Raw genomic sequence first — 22,874 nt, 5'->3', positions numbered from 1 at the left:
GTCAGACGCTGCCTTCGCTCTCGATCACCAGAATCCGCGCCGCGCCCTGCGGATGGGCGACGTGTTCGGTGCCGACCGAGGCGTGGAAGATGTCCCCGACTTCGAGCAACGTCTGCTTTTCCTCACCGTTTTCGCGATAGCGCATCTGTACTTGCCCATCGAGCACCACGAACACTTCTTCGCCGTCATTGATGTGCCATTTATACGGTTGATCGGTCCAGTGCAGACGTGTGGTGATGCCGTTCATGTTGGCGATATCGAGTGCGCCCCAGGCTCGGTCGGCGGTGAAGGCCTTGCTGCGAATAATCTTCATGAGTGGATCCGAGAACAGAATGACTGGGCAAGGCTAACCGAAAGCGCTGCGGTTATGGAGCGCCGCACACCTTGGCCGATTGCGGACGCAGACTGAGCAACAAAGCACCGACGGCCAGTACGATGAGTACCCCGCCATACACATCGGTCATGGCAAGCAGTCCGAGGCTATGGGTGAAATGTCCTGCCAGCAGAGCCGGTAAGCAAAACGCCAGATAGCTCAACACGTAATACGCCGACATCAACCCGGCCCGTTCATGGGGCAATGCCAGCGGCACCAGGCTGCGTACCGCGCCGAGGAAGCCTGAACCAAAACCACAACCGGCGACCAGCGTACCGAGGAAAAACAGCGACAGACTGGCGCTGTGCACACCCAGCAGAATCAGCACCAGACCGCTCGGCAGCAAGCTTGCACCTATCTGCAAAGCCCGAGTGGCGGCACCATTACGCAAGGTGAAAATCATCAGCGCACCAGTCACTGTCAACGCCGCCACGGTCGCGCCACCGATCAGGTTGGAGGTGGAACCGGTGGCGGTGCGCACCAGCGATGGCGCCAGCGATGCGTAAAAACCGCCGAGCGCCCAGGTCGCGGTGTTCAGCGGCAGCACTCGCCACAACGTGGCACGGGCCTGAACCGGTACATGCAAAGTCGGCCGCAACGAGGCCCACGCCCCGACTTGCGGCGTAATGCTTTCCGGCAGGCGCCAGACGTACAACGCCTGCCCCACAAACAGCGCGAGCAGCAGCCAGTAAGTCAGTTGCAACGGCGCCGGGGCAAATTCGGCCAGCAAACCACAGCCCATTGCCCCCAATGCCATCCCGAGCAACGGGGCAACGCTATTAATCAATGGCCCGTGCTGGCGGTCAGTATCGAGCAGCGTCGCACTTAACACCGCAGTGGCCATGCCGGTGGCAAAACCTTGCAGCACCCGCGCTCCGATCAACCAACTGACGCTGTCGGCATAGATAAACAGCAACATCGCCAGCGCATTGAGCAGCACCGCGGTGAAGATCACCGGTTTGCGTCCCAAATGATCCGAGAGCGAACCGACGGTCAGTAGAGCCGCCAGCAGGCTCAACGCGTAGACACCGAAAATCAGGGTCAGCACCGCTGCCGAGAAGTGCAGTTGATCCTGATACAGGTGATACAACGGCGTCGGCGCGGTGGAAGCGGCGAGAAAACTGAGTAAGGTGATCGCCAGAAACCACAGGTTCAAGCGATGGGAAACGGGACTATTCATGTGCACACTCCGCAAAAGCTAATTTTTTGCTTTTGCGGAGTGTGCTACCGCCCAACGCTTAAAGCAAATTCTTTGTGTTAAGGTCTGCCGCATGGCTATTAAAGAAGGTTTACGCCCGGGCGGTCGCAGTGCCCGGGTGCAAGAGTCGATTCACTCGGCAGTCCGCGCGCTTCTGCAAGAACAGGAGCGTTCAACTGTGACCGTGCCGCAAATCGCGGCGCGCGCCGGGGTGACGCCATCGACGATTTATCGGCGCTGGGGCGATCTGGCGGCGTTGCTGGCCGACGTCGCCCTCGCTCGCATGCGTCCCGACAGCGAGCCGGCGCAAACCGGTAGCCTGCGTAGCGATGTCCGCGCGTGGGCCGAGCAATACCTCGACGAGATGAGTTCCGAGCCGGGCCGCAACATGATGCGCGACGTGCAGGCGAGCGCGACGCCGGGGTATTGCGTGACGATTATCGGGGCGCAGTTGCAGACCATCATCGAACGGCACCCCGATGAAACGGCGCCGAGTGTTGATCGGCTGATCAATCTGGTGGTGGCGCCGGTGGTGTTCCGGATTCTGTTTTCAGCGTCGGCGCTGGAGGTGGAAGAGCTGCATCGGTTGATTGATATCGCATTACAGCAGGCCTGACTCAATAGCCATGTAGGAGCTGCGGCACGCTGCGATCTGTTGATCTTGATTTTTAAGATCAAAAGATCGCAGCCTCGTTTCACTCGACAGCTCCTACAGAGATTTTGTGAACGATGCTGAACTCTGTGGGAGTGAGCTTGCTCGCGAAAAGGCCCGCCCGGCCACCATAAAAACCACCCGATTCCCCGCCTGCGACGCCACGCCACGCCACGACCTTGGTCGACACTGACTAACCGCCGCACTCATGCGAGACTGTCCGCCCGGGCAGGAGTGCCGGGGAGTCTTCTGTCGGGAGTGTTGCATGCCGTTGTCCACCGGGCTGATCGCCGTCGTCGCCCTGGCCTATATGGCCATCATGTTCGCCATCGCCTTCTACGGCGACCGTCGCAGTGCGCCGCTGCCGCCGCGAGTGCGTGCCTGGGTGTACAGCCTGTCGCTGGCGGTTTATTGCACCAGTTGGACATTCTTCGGCGCGGTTGGCCAGGCCGCCGAACAGTTGTGGTCATTCCTGCCGATTTACCTCGGGCCGATTTTGCTGTTAGTCGGCGCGCCGTGGGTTCTGCAAAAAATGGTGATGATCAGTAAACAGGAGAACATCACCTCCATCGCCGACTTCATCGCCGCACGCTACGGCAAATCGCAATCGCTGGCGGTGGTCGTGGCGCTGATCTGCCTGGTCGGCGTCCTCCCCTATATCGCCCTGCAACTCAAAGGCATCGTCCTCGGTGTAAACCTGTTGATCGGCGCCGGTGCCGACGCGATGGGCACCCGCGCCCAGGACACCGCGCTGATCGTGTCGCTGGTGCTGGCGCTGTTCACCATCGTCTTCGGCACACGCAACCTCGACGCCACGGAACACCACCGTGGCATGGTGCTGGCGATTGCCTTTGAGTCTTTGGTCAAGCTGTTCGCGTTTCTCGCCGTCGGCGCCTTCGTCACTTATGGCCTGTATGACGGCTTCGACGATTTGTTCAATCAGGCGATGCTCGCCCCGCGCCTTGAGGAATACTGGAAGGAAACGATTAATTGGCCGTCGATGGTGGTACAGACCGGCGTGGCGATGATGGCGATCATTTGTTTGCCACGACAGTTTCACGTCACGGTGGTCGAGAACATCGACCCGCAGGATCTGCGCCTGGCCAAATGGGTGTTTCCGGCTTACCTCGCCTTGGCCGCGCTGTTTGTAGTCCCTATCGCCCTCGCCGGTCAGATGCTGCTGCCGAGCGATGTGCTGCCGGACTCGTTCGTGATCAGCCTCCCACTGGCCCAGGCCCATCCGGCGCTGGCGATGCTGGCGTTTATCGGCGGCGCTTCGGCGGCGACCGGCATGGTCATCGTCGCCAGCGTGGCGCTGTCGACCATGGTCTCCAACGACATGCTGTTGCCGTGGCTATTGCGGCGCAACAACGCCGAGCGCCCGTTTGAAGTGTTCCGCCAGTGGATGCTGTCGGTGCGCCGAGTCAGCATCGTAGTGATTCTGCTGCTGGCTTACGTCGCCTATCGCTTGCTCGGCTCCACCGCCAGCCTGGCGACCATCGGCCAGATCGCCTTCGCCGCGGTGACGCAACTGGCCCCGGCCATGCTCGGCGCACTGTACTGGAAACAAGCCAACCGTCGCGGCGTGTTTGCCGGTCTCGCTACGGGCACCTTCTTGTGGTTTTACACATTGATCCTGCCGATTGCCGCGCGCAGCCTCGGCTGGCCGCTGGACACGTTCCCCGGTCTGGCGTGGCTGCACAGCAACCCGTTGAATCTGCCAATCACGCCGTTGACCCAAGGCGTGGTGCTGTCGCTGGCGGGCAACTTCACGTTGTTCGCCTGGGTTTCGGTGCTGTCTCGCACACGAGTGTCGGAGCACTGGCAGGCCGGGCGTTTCATCGGCCAGGAAATCAGCGCGCGGCCGAGTGCGCGCTCGATGCTGGCGGTGCAGATTGATGATTTGCTGCAACTGGCAGCACGCTTTGTCGGTGAAGAACGCGCGCGGCAAAGCTTTATCCGTTTCGCTTACCGCCAAGGCAAAGGCTTCAACCCGAATCAGAACGCCGACGGTGAATGGATCGCCCACACCGAGCGATTGCTGGCGGGTGTCCTCGGCGCCTCTTCGACAAGAGCGGTAGTAAAAGCCGCCATCGAAGGTCGGGAAATGCAGTTGGAGGATGTCGTCCGAATTGCTGACGAAGCCTCGGAAGTGTTGCAGTTCAACCGCGCCCTGCTGCAAGGCGCCATCGAGAACATCACCCAGGGCATCAGCGTGGTCGACCAGTCGCTGAAACTGGTGGCGTGGAATCGGCGCTATCTGGAGCTGTTCAACTACCCGGACGGCCTGATCAGCGTCGGCCGGCCAATCGCCGACATCATTCGCTACAACGCCGAACGCGGTTTGTGCGGCCCCGGCGAAGCGGAAGTCCACGTCGCCCGACGCCTGCACTGGATGCGTCAGGGCCGCGCGCATACGTCTGAACGACTGTTCCCCAACGGCCGGGTGATCGAGCTGATCGGCAACCCGATGCCCGGCGGCGGTTTCGTCATGAGTTTTACTGACATCACCGCGTTCCGTGAAGCCGAGCAGGCGCTGACCGAGGCCAACGAGGGGCTGGAGCAACGGGTCAGTGAGCGGACTCAAGAGCTCTCGCAACTCAACGTCGCCTTGACCGAAGCCAAGGGCACCGCCGAGGCCGCCAACCAGTCGAAAACCCGCTTTCTCGCGGCAGTCAGCCATGACTTGATGCAACCGTTGAACGCCGCGCGGCTGTTCTCTGCCGCCCTCTCCCATCAGGACGACGGTTTGAGCAGCGAGGCGCAGAAACTGGTTCACCACCTCGACAGCTCGCTGCGTTCGGCTGAAGACCTGATCAGTGATCTGCTGGACATTTCCCGCCTGGAAAACGGCAAGATCAACCCGGATCGCAAGGCGTTTGCGGTCAATGAGCTGTTCGACACCCTAGGTGCCGAGTTCAAGGCGCTGGCGCAGGAACAAGGTTTGAGCTTCCGTGTGCGTGGCAGCCATTTGCGCATCGACAGCGACATCAAGTTGCTGCGGCGGATTCTGCAAAACTTCCTGACCAACGCTTTCCGCTACGCCAAAGGCCCGGTGCTGCTGGGTGTGCGGCGACGTGGTGGGGAGTTGTGTCTGGAGGTATGGGATCGCGGGCCGGGTATTCCGGAAGACAAGCAGCAGGTGATTTTCGAAGAGTTCAAACGCCTCGACAGCCATCAGACCCGCGCCGAAAAAGGCCTGGGACTGGGCTTGGCGATCGCTGATGGTTTGTGTCGCGTACTCGGCCATACCCTGCGTGTACGTTCATGGCCAGGGCGCGGCAGCGTGTTCAGTGTCAGTGTGCCGCTGGCTCGCACGCAGACTCTGCCGGCGAGCGCTGCTGTCGAGCTGAACGGCAAGTTGCCAAGCGGCGCCCGGGTGCTGTGCATCGATAACGAAGACAGCATTCTGATCGGCATGAACAGCCTGTTGAGTCGCTGGGGCTGTCAGGTCTGGACAGCGCGCAATCGCGAGGAATGTGAGGCGCTGCTCAGTGACGGGGTGCGGCCGCAACTGGCGTTGGTCGACTATCACCTGGATCACGGCGATACCGGCACCGAACTGATGGCGTGGTTGCGTACGCGTCTGGGTGAGCCGGTGCCGGGTGTGGTGATCAGTGCCGATGGGCGACCAGAGATGGTCGCGCAGGTGCATGCGGCGGGGCTGGATTATCTGGCCAAACCGGTGAAACCGGCGGCGTTGCGGGCGCTGTTGAGGCGGTATTTGCCGCTTTAAAAGCACAAGATCTTTATTCCGGCAACTCAACCAGCCCATCGACATCCGTCATCGCCCGCTCCAGCAGATCCGCCGGCAAGCTCTTACTAGCCCGTGCGCCCAGCAGTTTGAGCTGCTCACTGCGGCTGACCAGGTTGCCGCGCCCTTCTGTCAGTTTGTTGCGTGCTGAGCTGTAGGCTTTGTCCAGTTGTTGCAGGCGATTGCCGACCTCGTCCAGATCCTGAATGAACAGCACGAACTTGTCGTAGAGCCAACCGGCGCGCTCGGCGATTTCCCGGGCGTTCTGACTCTGGCGCTCCTGCTTCCACAGGCTGTCGATGACGCGCAGTGTCGCCAGCAACGTGGTCGGGCTGACAATGACGATGTTGCGATCGAACGCCTCCTGAAACAACGAAGGCTCGGCCTGCAATGCCGCCGAAAACGCCGCTTCGATCGGTACGAACAGCAAGACGAAATCGAGACTGTGCAGGCCTTCCAGGCGCTTGTAATCCTTGCCGGCGAGGCCTTTGACGTGATTTCGCAGGGACAGCACGTGCTGTTTGATCGCGATCTGCCCAAGCGTGTCGTCGTCGGCGGCAACGTACTGTTGATACGCCGTGAGGCTGACCTTGGAGTCGACCACCACTTGTTTGTCGCCCGGCAGATAAATGATCACATCCGGCTGGAAGCGCTCGCCATCCGGGCCTTTGAGGTTGACCTGGGTCTGGTACTCGCGGCCCTTCTCGAGACCTGCGTGTTCCAGCACGCGCTCAAGGATCAGCTCGCCCCAGTTGCCCTGGGTTTTCTGGCCTTTCAGTGCACGGGTCAGGTTGGTCGCTTCGTCACTCAGGCGCAGGTTGAGCGCCTGCAAGCGCTCCAGTTCCTTGGCCAGCGAGAAGCGCTCTCGGGCTTCGGCCTGATAGCTTTCCTCCACGCGCTTTTCGAAAGACTGAATGCGTTCTTTCAACGGATCGAGCAACTGGCCGAGGCGCTGCTGACTGGTCTCGGCGAAACGCTGTTCGCGCTCGTCGAAGATCTTGCCTGCCAGCTCGGCGAACTGCGCACGCAGCTCATCGCGCGAACCTTGCAGGTCGTCGAGGCGTTGTTGATGGCTTTCCTGTTGTTCACGCAGCTCGGCGTTCAGCGAAGCCGCCTGAGCGTCGAGGCGACGCAGTTCCGCCTCTTTGTTGGCGCGTTCGAGGTTCCAGGCGTGAGAGGCATCACGGGCGTCGTCGCGCTCGATTTGCAGCAACTCGACTTCGCGGCGCAGGGCCGCCAGATCAGCTTGCTTGGCCGCGTTGGCCTGGCCGAGATCGGCAACTTCGTCACGGCTGGCATCGAGTTGAGCGTTGAGCCCGTCCTGCGCCAGTTGCGCCATGGCCAGCCGCTCTTCAAGCAACGCCACCTCGGCTTGTCGGTCGCTCGCCCGGCGTTGCAGTTGCCAGGCCAACGCCAGCAGCGGCAGCCCCGCCCCTGCGAGACCGAGCAGCACGCTGGTCAAGTCCATAGCCATAGCCACTCCTGCCGATCCGATAAAGTCTGAAGGTTAACCAAGGTGTCAGAACTTGGACAGCTCAGTCTTCGATGAGGCCAAGTTCCTGTTGCGCACGGTGATCGCCGGCGCGGGCGGCCTGGCGTAACAGATCCTGACCGATGCGGCGATCCCGGGCATTGCCACACTCGCGGCACATCAACAGGCCGAGACGGCTTTGCGCAGCGACCACGCCTTCGCGCGCCGGTTGCTTGAGCAAGCGGCCGGCCAGGTGTTTGGCGTTATGGCTGTCGCTCAGGCGCGGGCTGTCGAGCAGCCACTCGGCAACGCGCACGGAAAATCGCTTAGGAGAGGTAACACGGGGAGGTTCTGAGGTAACAGAGTCTGATACTGAGCGAAACTTCATAAAGCACTGTGGGACAGATCGGAAGGCGCGCCACTCTACTCTCTTTTTCTTACAGGTAAAGTCGAAAAATAACCCGGCACGCCCGTCCTAGAGCAAGCGCTCGGGACAATCCACAGAAGCTGTGGATAACTCAGTGGACAACCGCCCTCCAACCGTCGCAAAGCCTTGTGGAATGGGGCTCGCAGTCAAACTGACGATTTTTTCACCAACAAAAAAAAGCGATGTTTTTCATTGACTTAAACTTTCGTTACAGGCAGCCATCGGAGTCAGGATTGATGTGACAGCGCCGTTACAGCGCGCGCAACTAATGTGCACAAGTACCTGTTACCCGGTTATATCGATGCGCTTTTTCGAGTCGTTTTGGCAGTAACCCTGGGGATAAGCCGCTCTGTCGCGTGGTTTTATAAAAAATCCTTCACCGACCAACGGTCAAGATGTGAGCCAGTTCGGGGCAGTCCAGCGTCTCGCAAGGCAGATCTGGCCCCCGCCTGCAATATTTTTCACCGCAGAGTTTGCTTTACCCATTTCGATCCGTTAGTATCCGCGGCGTTAGTACCAAGCTGAAAGTCAATTCCGGTCGAACACATCCCCACGGTCAATCTTCTTCACAGAAGCCTTCACCGAAAAAAGCGGGAACGACCCCTCGATGGTTTCCAGGTAAATCTTGCGACGACACCGCCTTTGAATGAATGCAAAGGGTGTTGCGAAGGCTACTTACTCTGACCGAACCAACCTGCAAATTGATCAGGATCTTCACCCCGGGCCCAGAACCTTTGCCCTTGATGTGTTGCCTGCCCTCCTAAGTACCTACCTGCCAGCCCAAGCGCGCCAAATTATCAGCGCTTCAAACTGGCTGCTTTGTTCCAGTCGGGTTCTTTGTTCGACCAATGGTGGTCGACATTACTGGAACGTTTTAACGTTGCACGGTTCTTATCCGTGTCATTTGTAGGAACACCTAATAACTATGTCTACTCAAATCCATACTCAGGATGCCATTCGCACCCTAACCAATGCTTTTGCTCCAATGAACTGCCTGATCATGGCCGCTCGCAAAGGCTGCTTCAGCTTCACCGTAGTCAATGAACACGGGATCGCCCGCCACAGCGAGCGTCTGTACCCCGATCAATACTCCAGCGCCGAACCGCTGCAGGCCGTGATCGACCGTACCCGTCAGGCATTGATTGCCTGAGAGCCGCAAAGGCTGCAAAAGCAAAAGCCTCGCTTAAAACGCGGGGCTTTTTATTGCCTGATGTTTCACTTTTTACTCTTGGCGCATAAGCACCATCGGATATAAGGGTTATAACTCGCAGCCGGAAATATTTTAAAAACAGGCCTTTACGTCGCGAATATGACACTACACTTCAACTCAAGCGGCGTGATCCGCTTCCGGCGAGCCTGAGTCGATCCACCGCTGCCAAGGCCCCCTTCAGGTTTCGCCGCCCAATAACAAGATCCGAGGGATTTATGGGTATCGCTGCCAGCGAACTGTGTCGCTATGTGATCCGTCCTACGCTGATTTATCTGGGACGTCACTGTGCAACCGCCGAATCCCTTTTGCTGGGCATTGCCGCCAGCCAGTCCGCCCTCGGATCCGCCCTGCATGACCGCCATGGCCACGGCCTCTACCGCATCGCCGAGCATCGTCATCAGGCACTCTGGGATGATTACCTCGCGCTCGATCCGGAGCGTGCCAGCCTGGTTCGCGGGCTCGCCAGTCAACATGCCTTTCTAACCGGCCCGCACCTGGAACTGACCGTCAATCTGCGTTACGCCACAGCCATCGCCTGGCTATTGGTAGAAGAACAAAACCCCACCCTCCCCGAACCGAACGATCTGCTCGGCATGGCGCGCATCTGGCGTCAGACCTTCCAGCCTCAGGGTCGTCTGCGTGACTTCACATACGCCTGGCAAACTTGTGTTTCACCGCTGAATCAGGTCGCTTGCTGACCGAGCAGTTTCACAAGATCGCTCAACAGGCCGTGATTTTGGTCTGATTGTCCTACAAAACCGCTCTAACTCAAGGCATACAGACTATAGCGCTGAGGCGAAAATGTTGGTAATTTTCGCCCCGGTGATCATCAGGAGTTCTAATAATGAAAAAAGTCATGCTCAAAACCACCCTTAGCCTTGCCGTTACCCTTGCCTCCACTCAAATTTTCGCGGCCGGCTTTGCCCTCAACGAACAAAGCATCAGTGGGATGGGGACTGGTTTTGCCGGGCGATCTTCTTCTGCAGACGACGCAAGTACTGTTTATGGCAACCCCGCCGGCATGTCGCGCATCAAGCGCGAACAAGTTACCGGTGGTGTAGCAGTTGTCGATGCTCATACCGATATCAGCAATGCCAGCTCCAGCCCCAACGGCGGCAGCAACAAAGGCGACATGGTGCCCTTCACCGCTGTACCTATGGGCTTCTACGTCAAACCGATTGATGATCACTGGGCATTCGGCCTCGGCGTTTATGTGCCGTTCGGCCTGATCACTGATTATGAAAACGGCTTTGCCGGCCGTTACTTTGGCAGCAAGTCCGAAGTACAAGTCATCACCTTCCAGCCAACCGTCAGCTACGCCTTCAACGACAAGGTGTCGATCGGTTTCGGCCCGACCATCAACCGCATCGACGGTTCGTTGGAATCCAACCTGTCGATCACTCAGGCAGCGCCAGACGGCAAGGTCAAGATCAAGGGTGACGACACCGCACTGGGCTACAACGTTGGTTTGCTGGTACAAGCCACCGACTCTACCCGCGTGGGTCTGACGTACCACTCGAAAGTCGACTACAAGCTCGAAGGCAACACCAAGGTCAACTACGGTGTACTGGCTTTGGCCGGTCTGAACCCGAGCCAGAAGTACGATGCTTCGTTGAAGATCACCACACCTGAGTCCGTCGACCTCTCGGTCACCCAGGCGATCAACGACCGCTGGAACGTTTATGCCGGTACTACCTTCACCCGCTGGAGCCAGCTGGAGAAGATCACCGTCAAGAACTCCGGCGTACAGCCGGCGCTGGCCGGCCAGTTCGGCGAGATCAACGAAGACCAGAACTGGCATGACAGCTGGGCCTATGCAATCGGTACTTCGTATCAGTTGAACAAGGAATGGGTACTGCGTACCGGTCTGACCTTCGACCAGTCGCCAACCAACAACGTCGACCGTTCGCCGCGCATCCCTACCGGCGACCGGACCATCTTCAGCATCGGCGCTGGCTGGAGCCCGACCGAAGACCTGACCATCGACGTCGCTTATTCGTACCTGAAGGAAGAGTCGGTCAACATTCGCAACGAAAACGATCGTGGCCAGACTTACAACTCCAAGTATGAAAACTCGGCAAACGGTTTCGGTGTCGGCGCTACTTACCGCTTCTGATGCTGTTGGGCGAGGCTGATCCCTCGCCCACAAAAAAGCCCCGCTCTCTTTGCAGAGGCGGGGCTTTTTCATGGGTGCCGATCAGGGTTTCAGTGGTTTTGAAGCAATAGCCTTCTCGATCGCCGCAATAAATTCCGGATCATCGGGCTTGGTCAGGCTGGAGAAATTGGCGATCACTTTACCCTGACGATCGACCACGTACTTATAGAAATTCCACTTCGGCGCACTGCTCTGCGCAGCGAGCACCTGGAACAGATGCGTGGCGTCATCACCGCGTACTTTTTGCGGCTCGGTCATGGCGAACGTCACGCCATAGTTGGCGTAGCAGACCTTGGCGGTCTCGGCGCTGTCCTTGGACTCTTGTTTGAAGTCGTTTGACGGTACGCCGAGCATTTCCAGCCCCTGCGCCTTGTAGCGCTGATTGAGCGCCTCAAGGCCTTCGAACTGTGGCGCAAAACCACAGAAGCTGGCGGTATTGATCACCACCAGCGGTTTATCGGCATAGCGCTGACACAGATCGATGGATTCCTTGGCGCGCAATTTGGGCAGCGAGCCTTGCAACAATTCCGGACAGTCAGCGGCCTGAGCCAGGCCAGTCAACGCCATCAGCAACGCGGGAACAGCACACCAGCGCATCAGCATGTCGGGCATCCTTGAGAAGTCTTCAAACCATGAAGTTACTCGCCGGGCTTCTTTCTAGCAAATACTCATGCCCAACTGCATCAAGGCCAGACCACCCTGATGCCAGCCCCACCACACCAGCGCCAGCAGGGCGGTGCCGAGTGCAATAGAGGCAATGCGTGGCCAGAGTCGGCTCATACGGCGCTCGCTTGCAGGCGCTCGACCGGACGCTCGCGCACCAGCCAATTCAACGCAGCCGCCAGCAGGCTCAGAAGCACCGCCACTTGCCAGATCAAGTCATAACTCCCGGTACGGTCATACACCACTCCGCCCAGCCAGCCGCCGAGGAACGAACCGAGCTGATGGAACAGGAACACGATGCCACCGAGCATGGACAGGTTTCGCACGCCAAACAAGGTCGCCACCGTACCGTTGGTCAACGGCACCGTCGACAGCCACAAGAACCCCATGGCCATGCCGAACAGATAGGCCGTTGTCGTCGTCACCGGCAACCACAAGAACAACACGATCACCACTGCCCGCAACAAATACAGTGCCGTCAGCAAGCGCGGCTTGGACATGCGCCCACCCAGCCATCCGGCCGTGTAGGTGCCGAAGATGTTGAACAGGCCGATCAGCGCCAGCACCGTGGTGCCGACTGTGGCCGGCAGGTGTTGATCGACCAGATACGCCGGCAGATGCACACCGATAAAAACGACCTGAAATCCACAGACAAAAAAGCCCAACGCCAACAGCCAGAACCCGGAATGCGAACAGGCTTCGCGCAGGACCTCGGATAATGTTTGCTCATGGCCGAGCACCGGCAGCGGTTTGTCCTTGAGCATGCTCACCAGCGGCACGATCATCGCCACCAACAGGCCCAACACCAGCAACGCGGCGGACCATCCGAGCCAGCCAATCAGCCCCAACGTACCCGGCAACATGGCGAACTGGCCGAAAGAACCCGCAGCGCTGGCAATACCCATGCCCATGCTGCGTTTCTCCGGTGGCACGGCGCGACCGACCACGCCGAGGATCACCGAGAACGAGGTGCCGGACAAACCGATACCGATCAGCAAACCGGCGCTCAGCGAGAGAGTCACCGCCGAGTCGGACAAGCCCATACACACCAAGCCCAAGGCGTAGAGCACACCGCCGACCAATACCACTTTCGCCGCACCGAAACGGTCGGCCAGCGCACCAGTGAACGGCTGGGCCAGGCCCCAGATCAGGTTCTGCAAGGCGATAGCGAAGGCGAACACTTCACGCCCCCAGCCGAACTGCGCGCTCATCGGCGACAGAAACAGACCGAAACCGTGCCGCACGCCCAATGACAACGCCAGGATCAGCGCACTCCCCAGCAACACCCAACCGCACGTACGCCACATCGATGTCATTGTTATTCTCCAGTCGCGGGTATATACCCGCTTGAATCCGAAAAAACCGGCGCTATGCCAGTTCGTCCAGCAGTCTGAGCAAGGTCTCACGCTTCTCGGCACCCAAGCGGTCGATCAACCGCTGCTGCGCCGCTTCCCACGCCGGCAAAGCTGCCGCCAGGCGCTGCACACCGGTATCGGTGAGCTTGACGATGCGGTTGCGCATGTCTTCGCCCTCAGCCAGCGCCACCAGCCCTTCGCCTTCGAGCACGCGCAGATTGCGCCCGAGGGTGCTGCGATCCAGGCCCATGGCTTCGGCCAGTTCAGAAATGCTCGGTTGATCCAGACGTTGCAGATTGCACAGCAAAGAATACTGGGCAACGTTGATCCCGAAGCCATCGAGAGCGCCGTCGTAATGCCTGCTGACGCCACGAGCGGCGCGACGCAGGTTGGTGCATAAACACTGAGAAGGAAGCATGGTGCGTGTATATACCCGCGACTGTGTTAAATCAAGTTACAGATAAAAAGATCGCAGCCTTCGGCAGCTCCTACAGGGTACGCAATCCCATCTACGAGCTGCCGAAGGCTTCGATCTTTTGCTTTTAAAACAACGCCACCCCCACCAACACCGCCATCTCCAGCAATTCCAGCAAAGCCCCCGCCGTATCCCCGGTCGTCCCGCCCAACCGCCGCACCATCAAGTGCCGCAACCAGACAAACACACCAACAGCGACCAGCAGCGCAACAATTGCCTTGAGCCCGGCGATGATCACACAAGCCAAGGCACTGATTCCCAGCACCCACCACCCCGCCCTGCGCGGCAGATGATCGGCCAATGCCTGCCCCAACCCACCCGCACGCACATACGGCGTGGTCAGAAACAACCCCAGCAGCGCCGCCCGCCCGAGCAACGGCAAGATGATCAGCGCCACCGCCTGCTGCTGGTCAATCAACGCCAACAATGCGGCGAACTTGAGCAACAACACCAACACCAGCGTCACTACCGCAATCGGCCCACTGCGCGGATCTTTCATGATCGTCAGCGTGCGCTCACGATCACCAAACCCGCCGAGCCAGGCATCGGCGCTGTCGGCCAGCCCATCAAGGTGCAACGCGCCGCTGAGCAACACCCACACCGTCAACAGCAACGCTGCATGTAGCAGCAACGGCGCACCGGCCAACACCAAGTTCAGCGCCCACAGAATCACGCCGAACAGCAGCCCCACCAACGGATAGAACAGCAGTGATCGCCCAAGCTGTTCCGGCTCCGGCATCCCCGGCAAACGAATCGGCAAACTGCTGAGAAATTGCAGGGCGATCCACAGCGGCAACATGTCAGTGACCTTCCTTGAGCGAACCATCAACGGCGACCGTGAGTGAAAACAACGCGCCGTGACCCACCTCGACATTGAGCAATTGCTCACGCGGCAAACCCCGAGCCTGCGCCAGCAACAGGCGCATCACACCGCCATGACTGATCAACAGCACCCGTTCACCCGCATACGCCGCGTTTAGCCGCGCAACCGCTGCCAACACTCGCGCAGAAAAGTCGCTGACCGGCTCACCCTGCGGTGGCGTGAACGAATACGGATCAGCCCAGAACAGCCCCAACGCCTCGGCATCAGTGTCCATCAACGCGGCGGCGCTCTGCCCTTCCCAAGCGCCGAAGTGCAGCTCTTGCAGATCTTTGTCCAGTTGCACCGGCAGATTCAGTTGCTCGCCAAGCTCAGCGGCGAACCGCGCGCAACGCTGCAACGGCGAACTGACCAGTCGATCCCAAGGCCCGCCCGCGATCACGGCTTCGCGCATCTGCGCCCAGCCCTTTTCAGTGAGCGCATCGTCGAGACTGCCGCGCAAACCGCCGCCCAGTTCAGTCTCGCCGTGGCGTAGGAGATCCAGATGCAAAGTCATGCCGGACGATCCGCCACAGCGGCTTCGGCGAACGTTGCCATCTGCCCGTGCAGATCACAGGCAAGACGCAACAACGGCACCGCCAATGCCGCACCGCTGCCCTCGCCCAGGCGCAGGCCGAGTTCCAGCAACGGTTCGGCGTTCAGCGCCTCCAGCACATGACGGTGGCCCGGCTCGGCACCGCGATGGCCGAACAGCAGCCACTCGCGGCAAGCCGGATTCAAGCGCACCGCCACCAACGCGGCGACGGTGCAGATAAAGCCGTCGACCAGCACCGCAATACCTTCCTGCGCACACGCCAGGTACGCGCCGACCAACGCCGCAACCTCGAAACCGCCGAGGTTGAACAAAGTCTGCAAGGCATCGCCACGCTGAGCTGTGTGCAAGGCTAATGCGCGCTCGATCACTTGCGCCTTATGGCTGACGCCCTCGGCATTCAATCCGGTGCCGGGGCCGGTCAGGTACGCGACAGGGCAATCGAGCAAGGCACAGGCCAGCGCACTGGCCGCAGTGGTATTGCCGATGCCCATTTCGCCGCCGATGAACAACTGCGCGCCTGCGGCTTTGGCTCGCAACACGCTGTCGCGACCGGCCTGCAATGCAAGTTCACCTTGGGCCTGCGTCATTGCCGAACCCTGCGAAAAGTTCGCAGTGCCCGGGCCGATGTTCAGGTGGCGCACGCCCGGCAGGTTCAGCGACGGCGTCACCGTGCCCAGATCCACCACTTCCAGTTGTGCATTGAGCTGTCGCGCCAACACGCTGATCGCCGCGCCGCCGCTGACGAAGTTGAGCAGCATCTGCCCGGTGACTTCCTGCGGATACGCCGATACGCCTTCGGCGACCACGCCATGATCACCGGCAAAAATCGCAATCCAGACCTGCTCAAGCGTCGGCTTCACCTGCCCTTGCAGACCGGCCAGTTGCACCGCCACCGACTCAAGCCGCCCCAGCGAACCGGCCGGCTTGGTCAGTTGCTGTTGCCGCGCTGCCGCTTGCTCGACGATATCGGCATGCACCGGTTTGCAAGGGTTCAGCCACCAGGTTTGGGTCATAACGCAGATCCTTTCAGAGTCAGGGGCAGGCCTGCGACGGTCAGGACAACACGCTGACAGCGCTCAGCCAAAGCTTGATGCAGCCAACCGGCTTCATCGACGTAGCGGCGAGTCAATTCGCCCAGCGGCACGACACCCATTCCGGTCTCGTTGCTGACAAAAATGATTTCGCCCGGCAGTGATGCCAGGCAGTCGAGCAAGGCATCGCGTTCGGCGGCGAGACGCTCGGCGTCATCAAGCATCAGCAGATTGGTCAGCCACAGGGTCAGGCAATCGACCAGCAAGCATTGCGTGACGCTGGCGTTTTCGCGCAGGACACGGGCCAGTTCGAGCGGTTCTTCGATGAGTACCCATTCGGCAGGACGACGGGCCCGGTGATGGGCGACGCGGTCGTTCATCTCGCCGTCCAGCGGTTGGCTGGTGGCGATGTAGGTCACGGCCAGCGCACTGTCAGTGGCGAGTTTTTCGGCCAGACGACTTTTGCCGGAGCGGGCGCCGCCGAGGATCAGTTGGAGCATGGGGACATCCTGAAAGTTATGTGGTGAGGCAACTGGCGCTATCGCGAGCAGGCTCACTCCTACAAAGGATCTCGAGCAGCCTTGCATTTTGTGTAAGGCCCAAAACCCTGTGGGAGTGAGCCTGCTCGCGATGAGGCCAGCACAGGCAACTCAAATCCCACAGAGCTGACGCAACAGATCAGTATCGAGATGCTTCTCCACCAGATCCGCCAGGCGCTCGATATCACGCTCGCGCAACCCGTGGTAATCCACCTCCTGCACATCGCTCAACCCGGCCCAGCGCAGCAACGCCGCACTGGCCGCCGGCGACTCGAACAGGCCATGCAGATAGGTGCCGAACACTTGCCCGTCAACACTCTGCGCACCGTCGCAACGACCATCATCGAGCTGCACCGCTGCATTCTCCAGCGCCGGCCCGGTGGTTACACCGGCATGAATCTCATAGCCACTGACCTCGGCATCTTCCAGTGTCAGACGCCCGCGCACATTGCGCAGTTGCTTCTCGGCTTCCAGCGTAGTTTCGAACGCGAGCAAACCGAGCCCGGCGCTGGAACCCGGCGCGCCTTCCAGACCCAGCGGATCGTGCACCTGCTCACCGAGCATTTGCAGACCGCCGCAAATCCCCAGCACTTTGCCGCCGTAACGCAAATGGCGACTGATCGCTGTTTCCCAGCCATTGGCGCGCAGATAGGCCAGATCACTGCGCACGCTTTTCGAGCCCGGCAGGATGATCAGGTCAGCCGGCGGAATCGCTTGCCCCGGGCCGACAAATTGCAGATCCACTTGTGGGTGCAGACGCAGCGGATCGAAATCGGTGTGGTTGCTGATGCGCGGCAGCACCGGCACCACCACTTTCAACACCTGCTCGGCCTTGTCGGTCTGGCGCTGATCGATGCCGTCCTCGGCCTCAAGATGCAGATCCATCACATAAGGGAGCACGCCGACCACCGGCTTGCCGGTACGCTGTTCCAGCCAGTCGAGACCCGGTTGCAGCAAGGCAATGTCGCCGCGAAAACGGTTGATGATGAAGCCTTTGACCCGCGCCTGTTCGCTCGACGAGAGCAGTTCCAGTGTGCCCACCAGATGAGCGAAAACGCCGCCGCGATTGATGTCGGCGATCAGCAGCACCGGGCAATCGACTGCTTCGGCAAAGCCCATGTTGGCGATATCGCCGGCACGCAGATTGATCTCCGCCGGCGAGCCGGCGCCCTCGACCATCACCAGCGGATACGCGGCGCTGAGTCGCTCGTGGGAGGCCAGCACCGCTTTCATCGCGATGGCTTTGTAGTCGTGATAGGCAACGGCGTTCATGCTGGTGACGGCGCGGCCATGGATGATCACTTGCGCGCCGGTATCGCTATTGGGTTTTAGCAGCACCGGGTTCATGTCGGTGTGCGGCTCAAGGTTCGCGGCTTGCGCCTGCACCGCTTGCGCGCGGCCGATCTCGCCACCGTCGGCGGTCACAGCGCTGTTGAGCGCCATGTTCTGCGGCTTGAATGGCACCACCGCCACGCCCTGCCGGGTCGCCCAGCGGCACAGCGCCGTCACCAGTGTGCTTTTACCGGCGTCGGACGTGGTGCCTTGCACCATCAGCGTTGTCATTGGATTTCCTTGGCGAACGCTTGCAGCGCTTGTTCGAGACGGGATTCTTCAGCGGCGTTGGCGGGCAGGCCGAAACGCACACTGCTGTTGTGGGGGAAGATGCGCAGGAGAATCCCCCGTCGGGCCATGAATTCGTGCAGCGCTTGCGCGTGCTCGGTGATCAGCCACTGAAACAGCGCGCAACCGCCCTGCGGTTTGAAACCGTAGCGTTCCAGCAAAAGCGCCAGCCGTTCGCTGGCCTCATCGCTGCGAATCCGCTGGCGTGTGTGGCCTTCGGTGTCCTGCAGACAGGCTTGGCCCAGCACCCGCGTCGGCCCGCTGACGGCCCACGGCCCGACCTGTTCGGCGAGCAGCTTGAGCAACTTGCGCTCGGCCAGTACAAAACCCAGTCGCACCCCGGCCAGACCGAAGAACTTGCCGAACGAGCGCAACACGATCAGACCGATCTGATGGGTGTGCGCAGCCAGACTCAGCTGCGGAGTGTTGTCCATGAACGCTTCATCAACCACCAGCCAACCGCCGCGCTGGGCCAGTCGTGCATGCCAGTCGAGCAGGCGCGCCGGGGTCAGGCTCAGGCCGGTCGGGTTGTTCGGATTGACCACCACCAGCACGTCGAGGCTATCGAGAAAGAACTCGACTTCCTGCTCCAGCACTTCGCGCACGATGTAGCCGCTGCGGCGCCAGGCTTCGGCGTGCTCGGCATAACACGGCGACAGCACACCGACCTTGCCGGCCCGACGCAAACGCGGCAGCAACTGGATCGCCATCTGCGAACCGGCCACCGGCAGCACTTGCGATGCGCCGTAGTAATCGCACGCCGCCTGCTCCAGACCGTCATCGGTTTCCGGCAAGCGTGCCCAGGCGCGCAGCGGGATTTCCGGGATCGCAAACGGCCACGGCGCCAGACCGCTGGACAGATCGAGCCAGTCGGCCTCGGCGATACCGTAATCGAGTGCAGCCTTGCGCAGCCGGCCACCGTGCTCAAGCATAGAATTCAGCCCCCACGCAGAGAATCAGCAGCCACAACCATACGCCGCGCTGAACCAATTGCCAGCCACGATCAATAGAGTCGGCATCGGCCTGAACGCCTTCACCCAGTTGCGGACGCTCATGCAATTCGCCGTGGTAAATCGCCGGGCCACCCAGTTCCACACCGAGCGCACCGGCACCGGCCGCCATCACCGGGCCGGCATTGGGGCTGTCCCATTTCGGCGCCTGCGTGCGCCAGCACTTCAAGGCCAGTCGGGTTTTGCCCAGCACTGCGTAGGTCAAAGCCACAAGGCGTGCGGGAATATAGTTGAGGACGTCGTCGATCTTTGCCGCGCACCAGCCGAAACGCTCGAAGCGTTCGTTGCGATAGCCCCACATCGCGTCGAGGGTGTTGCTCAAACGGTAGAGGACGACGCCTGGCGCACCCGCCACGGCAAACCAGAACAACGCAGCGAACACCGCGTCGCTGCCGTTTTCCAGCACCGACTCGGTAGCGGCACGAGCGACGGCGGTGCTGTCGAGTTCGCTGGTCTGGCGACTGACCAGATAGCCGACACGCTTACGCGCCTCGTCCAGATCATCAGCGCGCAACGCCTTGGCCACTGGCTCGACGTGCTCGCCGAGACTGCGCATGCCGAGGGCGCAATACAGCGCGAGAATCTCGACGATCCAGCCCACGTACGGCGCCCAGGAAAACGCGGTGGCGAGCAACGTCAGCGGCAGCACCGCGATCACCCACGCGGTGACGCCATGACTGCGCCAGCCACGGCCACCGGCGTTGAAACGTTGCTCGATGCGCCCGGCAAAATTGCCGAACGCCACCAGCGGATGCCAGCGTTTCGGTTCACCCAGCAGCGCATCCAGCGCCACTGCGGCGACACTCAACAACGCCACACTCATTGACTCACTCCCCAAAAATTTTCATACAGCAACTCATTGAGCGGACGCGCCTGCGCCCACCCTTCGAGTACCAGCATCGGCGCCGGATAGAATTCCTTGACCGGGCCAAGACAAAGAACGGCCAACGGCTTGGCCCCCGCCGGTAGCTTCAACAGATCAGCCAGCGCTTGCGGCTCGAACAGCGAGACCCAGCCCATGCCCAGTCCTTCGGCGCGCGATGCCAGCCAAAGATTCTGGATCGCACAGGACAGCGACGCCATGTCCATTTCCGGCAGCGTGCGGCGACCGAAGATGTGTTTTTCTCGATCGTCCATCAGCGCGGCGACCAGCACTTCCGCGCAATCATTGATGCCTTCGACCTTGAGTGTCATGAACTCATCGCTGCGCTCGCCGAGGGCTTCGGCGGTGCGGATGCGCTCTTCTTCCACCAGATTCTGGATCTGCCCGCGCAGGGTACGGTCGCTGATGCGGATGAATCGCCAAGGCTGCATCAGGCCGACGCTTGGCGCCTGGTGCGCGGCTTCGAGCAAGCGGCTCAGCAGTTCGGGCGCGACGGTGCCACCGGTGAAGTGGCGCATGTCGCGGCGTTCGGCGATGGCTTTGTAGACCGCTGCGCGTTCGGCTTCGGAAAATGCGTTGTCTGTCATGGCCCCATCGCTGGCAAGCCAGCTCCCACAGTAGGCGATGTAATACCTGAAGAAACGCAATCTCCTGTGGGAGCTGGCTTGCCAGCGATAGCGGTGCCGGGTTCGGGCGCGAACAAAGCAGCGATAGCCACAGGATTCGACGGAAAATAGAAATGCACATACGAAGCCGTCATCCGCCCTTCCCGATAAACCGCCTCTGCCCCGCGCCCGCCATTCGGGCTCAGGCCCCGGGCTATCGGCGTCAATTCAGTGGTCGTCAGGGAATGGTGATAAGTGTGGCCGCGCAGCGAACCTTCTGGCAGATCCACCGCTTGCAGCGCCAGAGCGGCGAGACGCTTTTGCATCACCGCATCACCCGCCAGAAGCCCCACCAGTTCAGCACGAGTGCCTTCAACGTCGGTCAACGAATCGAGCAGATACAGCATGCCGCCACACTCGGCGAGCAACGGTTTGCCCGCCGCATGGTGTGCACGGATCGCGTCGAGCATCGCGGTGTTCTGCGCCAGCGCCACATGATGCAATTCCGGGTAACCGCCGGGCAGGTAAAGGCTGTCCGCCTCAGGTAATTGCGTGTCGCGAATCGGCGAGAAGAAACTCAACTCAGCGCCCATCGCTCGCAGCAGATCGAGGCTCGCACCATAGGTGAAGGCAAAGGCTTCATCGCGGGCGATGGCAATTCGTACACCTTTCAATAACGGCTCTGCAGTGATGACCTCAGGCGCGGCAAACTCCACGGCCGGTGGCAGCGCTACCTCGCAACTGCTGGCAAGCGCTTCGGCAGCAGCGTCCAGGCGCATATCGAGGTCATTGAGTTCACTAGCCTGAACCAGGCCGAGGTGACGGCTCGGCAGTTCGATGCCGGTCTCGCGGGACAGCGCGCCATACCAGCGCAAACCTTCGGTGAGGCTGCCTTCGAGCAATTGTGCGTGACGCAAAGTGCCGACCCGGTTGGCCAGCACGCCAGCGAATGGCAGATCCGGCTGATACTTCGCCAAGCCCAGCGCCAACGCACCAAAGGTCTGGGCCATGGCCGTGCCGTCAATCACGCCGAGCACCGGCACGCCGAAATGCCGCGCCAGATCGGCGCTCGACGGCGTGCCGTCGAACAGGCCCATCACGCCTTCAATCAGAATCAGATCAGCTTCAGCGGCGGCTTCCCACAACAGGCGACGGCTCTCCTGCTCGCCAACCATCCACATGTCCAGTTGATACACCGGCGCACCGCTGGCGCGCTCGAGAATCATCGGATCGAGAAAGTCCGGCCCGCACTTGAACACGCGCACCTTGCGCCCCTGATTGCGATGCAAACGGGCCAGCGCGGCGGTGACGGTGGTCTTGCCCTGACCGGAGGCCGGCGCGGCGATCAGTACCGCCGGGCAGTGACGTGGTTGATTCAAAGTTCGACGCCTTTTTGCGCTTTGATGCCAGCCTGAAAAGCGTGTTTGAGCATGCCCATTTCGGTGACGGTGTCGCCCATCTCGATCATTTCCGGCTTGGCGCCGCGACCGGTGACGATCACATGCTGCATCGGCGGACGCGCCTGCAAGTCGCTGAGCACCTGATCAAGATCGAGGTAGCCGTGCTTGAGGGCAATGTTCAATTCATCCAGCACCACCAGACCGATCGACGGATCGCGCAGCAGTTCACGGGACACTTCCCACGCGGCTTCGGCGGCGGCGATGTCGCGCTGACGATCCTGGGTTTCCCAAGTGAAGCCCTCGCCCATGACGTGGAAACGCACTTGCTCGGGGAAGCGGCGAAAGAACAACTCTTCGCCCGTGCTGTGGCGACCCTTGATGAACTGCACCACACCGCACTGCATGCCGTGGCCCATGGCGCGGGCGAGCATGCCGAACGCCGAACTGCTTTTGCCTTTGCCGTTGCCGGTCAGGACCAGCACCAGGCCGCACTCGTCAGGCGAGTTGGCGATGCGTTCATCGATCACGGCTTTTTTGCGCTGCATACGCGCCAGATGGCGTTCGTCACGCTCGGGGGAATCAGTCATGGGGGAGCTCTCCGTTGAGGCTGGATAACGGCGGGCAGGCACAAGAATAGA

23 protein-coding genes are annotated in these 22,874 nt (G+C 60.7%); 5 read left to right on the top strand and 18 right to left on the bottom strand.

Going from position 1 to position 22,874, the window contains the following annotated elements:
• Position 1: 1 nt before the first annotated feature.
• On the bottom strand, positions 2–313 hold the full coding sequence (locus tag IAI51_RS05025; protein WP_187677476.1) for a cupin domain-containing protein: 312 nt from the start codon (positions 311–313) through the stop codon (positions 2–4).
• Between the two features lie 52 nt (positions 314–365).
• Positions 366–1,553 (bottom strand): MFS transporter, encoded by a 1,188-nt coding sequence (locus IAI51_RS05020; protein WP_187677475.1) that lies wholly within the window; start codon positions 1,551–1,553, stop codon positions 366–368.
• 91 nt (positions 1,554–1,644) lie between these two features.
• On the opposite strand from IAI51_RS05020, the gene IAI51_RS05015 reads away from it, so the two are divergent.
• Positions 1,645–2,187: a TetR/AcrR family transcriptional regulator gene (locus tag IAI51_RS05015; RefSeq protein WP_187677474.1), complete on the top strand. Its 543-nt coding sequence runs from the start codon at positions 1,645–1,647 to the stop codon at positions 2,185–2,187.
• 301 nt (positions 2,188–2,488) lie between these two features.
• Entirely contained in the window at positions 2,489–5,959 is a 3,471-nt protein-coding gene (locus IAI51_RS05010; RefSeq protein WP_187677473.1) for a PAS domain-containing hybrid sensor histidine kinase/response regulator, read from the top strand.
• A 13-nt stretch (positions 5,960–5,972) separates the two neighbouring features.
• Here IAI51_RS05010 and rmuC read toward each other — a convergent pair whose 3' ends face one another.
• On the bottom strand, positions 5,973–7,337 hold the full coding sequence (gene rmuC / locus IAI51_RS05005) for a DNA recombination protein RmuC (protein ID WP_187677502.1): 1,365 nt from the start codon (positions 7,335–7,337) through the stop codon (positions 5,973–5,975).
• A gap of 175 nt (positions 7,338–7,512) precedes the next feature.
• Positions 7,513–7,836, bottom strand: coding sequence for a sel1 repeat family protein (locus IAI51_RS05000; RefSeq protein ID WP_187677472.1), 324 nt, complete (start codon positions 7,834–7,836; stop codon positions 7,513–7,515).
• A gap of 964 nt (positions 7,837–8,800) precedes the next feature.
• Between IAI51_RS05000 and IAI51_RS04995 the strand changes: the two genes are divergently transcribed.
• The 3 genes from IAI51_RS04995 to IAI51_RS04985 all read left to right on the top strand — a co-directional run bounded on the left by IAI51_RS04995 (position 8,801) and on the right by IAI51_RS04985 (position 11,201).
• Entirely contained in the window at positions 8,801–9,025 is a 225-nt protein-coding gene (locus tag IAI51_RS04995) for a hypothetical protein (RefSeq protein ID WP_003223079.1), read from the top strand.
• 275 nt (positions 9,026–9,300) lie between these two features.
• The gene (locus IAI51_RS04990) at positions 9,301–9,783 is read left to right on the top strand and encodes a hypothetical protein (RefSeq protein WP_187677471.1); all 483 of its coding nucleotides are present in this window, start codon (positions 9,301–9,303) and stop codon (positions 9,781–9,783) included.
• Between the two features lie 146 nt (positions 9,784–9,929).
• Positions 9,930–11,201 (top strand): OmpP1/FadL family transporter, encoded by a 1,272-nt coding sequence (locus IAI51_RS04985; protein ID WP_187677470.1) that lies wholly within the window; start codon positions 9,930–9,932, stop codon positions 11,199–11,201.
• Positions 11,202–11,282: 81 nt separating this feature from the next.
• Here IAI51_RS04985 and IAI51_RS04980 read toward each other — a convergent pair whose 3' ends face one another.
• From IAI51_RS04980 to cobO, 14 genes are all read right to left on the bottom strand, one after another.
• Positions 11,283–11,843 (bottom strand): glutathione peroxidase, encoded by a 561-nt coding sequence (locus IAI51_RS04980; protein ID WP_187677469.1) that lies wholly within the window; start codon positions 11,841–11,843, stop codon positions 11,283–11,285.
• Between the two features lie 54 nt (positions 11,844–11,897).
• Positions 11,898–12,020: a hypothetical protein gene (locus tag IAI51_RS27880; RefSeq protein ID WP_262410291.1), complete on the bottom strand. Its 123-nt coding sequence runs from the start codon at positions 12,018–12,020 to the stop codon at positions 11,898–11,900.
• Positions 12,017–13,219 (bottom strand): MFS transporter, encoded by a 1,203-nt coding sequence (locus IAI51_RS04975; protein ID WP_187677468.1) that lies wholly within the window; start codon positions 13,217–13,219, stop codon positions 12,017–12,019. Before IAI51_RS04975 ends, IAI51_RS27880 begins: the two co-directional genes overlap by 4 nt.
• Before the next feature lie 52 nt (positions 13,220–13,271).
• On the bottom strand, positions 13,272–13,676 hold the full coding sequence (locus tag IAI51_RS04970; protein ID WP_187677467.1) for a MarR family winged helix-turn-helix transcriptional regulator: 405 nt from the start codon (positions 13,674–13,676) through the stop codon (positions 13,272–13,274).
• 124 nt (positions 13,677–13,800) lie between these two features.
• A complete protein-coding gene (locus IAI51_RS04965; RefSeq protein WP_187677466.1) occupies positions 13,801–14,532 on the bottom strand; it encodes an adenosylcobinamide-GDP ribazoletransferase in 732 nt (243 codons plus the stop codon).
• A 1-nt stretch (position 14,533) separates the two neighbouring features.
• Entirely contained in the window at positions 14,534–15,109 is a 576-nt protein-coding gene (cobC, locus tag IAI51_RS04960) for an alpha-ribazole phosphatase family protein (RefSeq protein ID WP_187677465.1), read from the bottom strand.
• The gene (gene cobT / locus IAI51_RS04955) at positions 15,106–16,161 is read right to left on the bottom strand and encodes a nicotinate-nucleotide--dimethylbenzimidazole phosphoribosyltransferase (protein ID WP_187677464.1); all 1,056 of its coding nucleotides are present in this window, start codon (positions 16,159–16,161) and stop codon (positions 15,106–15,108) included. Before cobT ends, cobC begins: the two co-directional genes overlap by 4 nt.
• The gene (cobU, locus tag IAI51_RS04950; RefSeq protein WP_187677463.1) at positions 16,158–16,679 is read right to left on the bottom strand and encodes a bifunctional adenosylcobinamide kinase/adenosylcobinamide-phosphate guanylyltransferase; all 522 of its coding nucleotides are present in this window, start codon (positions 16,677–16,679) and stop codon (positions 16,158–16,160) included. Before cobU ends, cobT begins: the two co-directional genes overlap by 4 nt.
• A 150-nt stretch (positions 16,680–16,829) precedes the next feature.
• On the bottom strand, positions 16,830–18,281 hold the full coding sequence (locus IAI51_RS04945) for a cobyric acid synthase (protein WP_187677462.1): 1,452 nt from the start codon (positions 18,279–18,281) through the stop codon (positions 16,830–16,832).
• Positions 18,278–19,270, bottom strand: a complete 993-nt coding sequence (gene cobD, locus IAI51_RS04940) for a threonine-phosphate decarboxylase CobD (RefSeq protein WP_187677461.1) — start codon at positions 19,268–19,270, stop codon at positions 18,278–18,280. Before cobD ends, IAI51_RS04945 begins: the two co-directional genes overlap by 4 nt.
• Entirely contained in the window at positions 19,263–20,171 is a 909-nt protein-coding gene (cbiB, locus tag IAI51_RS04935; protein WP_187677460.1) for an adenosylcobinamide-phosphate synthase CbiB, read from the bottom strand. The genes cobD and cbiB overlap by 8 nt, the downstream gene beginning before the upstream one ends.
• Positions 20,168–20,818 carry a 5,6-dimethylbenzimidazole synthase gene (gene bluB, locus IAI51_RS04930; protein ID WP_187677459.1) on the bottom strand — a complete coding sequence of 217 codons (651 nt, stop codon included), beginning with the start codon at positions 20,816–20,818 and terminating at the stop codon, positions 20,168–20,170. The genes cbiB and bluB overlap by 4 nt, the downstream gene beginning before the upstream one ends.
• Positions 20,815–22,215, bottom strand: a complete 1,401-nt coding sequence (locus IAI51_RS04925) for a cobyrinate a,c-diamide synthase (RefSeq protein WP_187677458.1) — start codon at positions 22,213–22,215, stop codon at positions 20,815–20,817. Before IAI51_RS04925 ends, bluB begins: the two co-directional genes overlap by 4 nt.
• Entirely contained in the window at positions 22,212–22,823 is a 612-nt protein-coding gene (gene cobO / locus IAI51_RS04920; protein ID WP_187677457.1) for a cob(I)yrinic acid a,c-diamide adenosyltransferase, read from the bottom strand. The genes IAI51_RS04925 and cobO overlap by 4 nt, the downstream gene beginning before the upstream one ends.
• Positions 22,824–22,874: the final 51 nt, after the last annotated feature.

Origin of the sequence: Pseudomonas sp. N40(2020), from assembly GCF_014472415.1 — a bacterium.
Lineage (GTDB): Bacteria > Pseudomonadota > Gammaproteobacteria > Pseudomonadales > Pseudomonadaceae > Aquipseudomonas.
The sequence above is the reverse complement of the archived record's forward strand: the minus strand, read 5'-3'. Positions and strand labels throughout refer to the sequence as shown.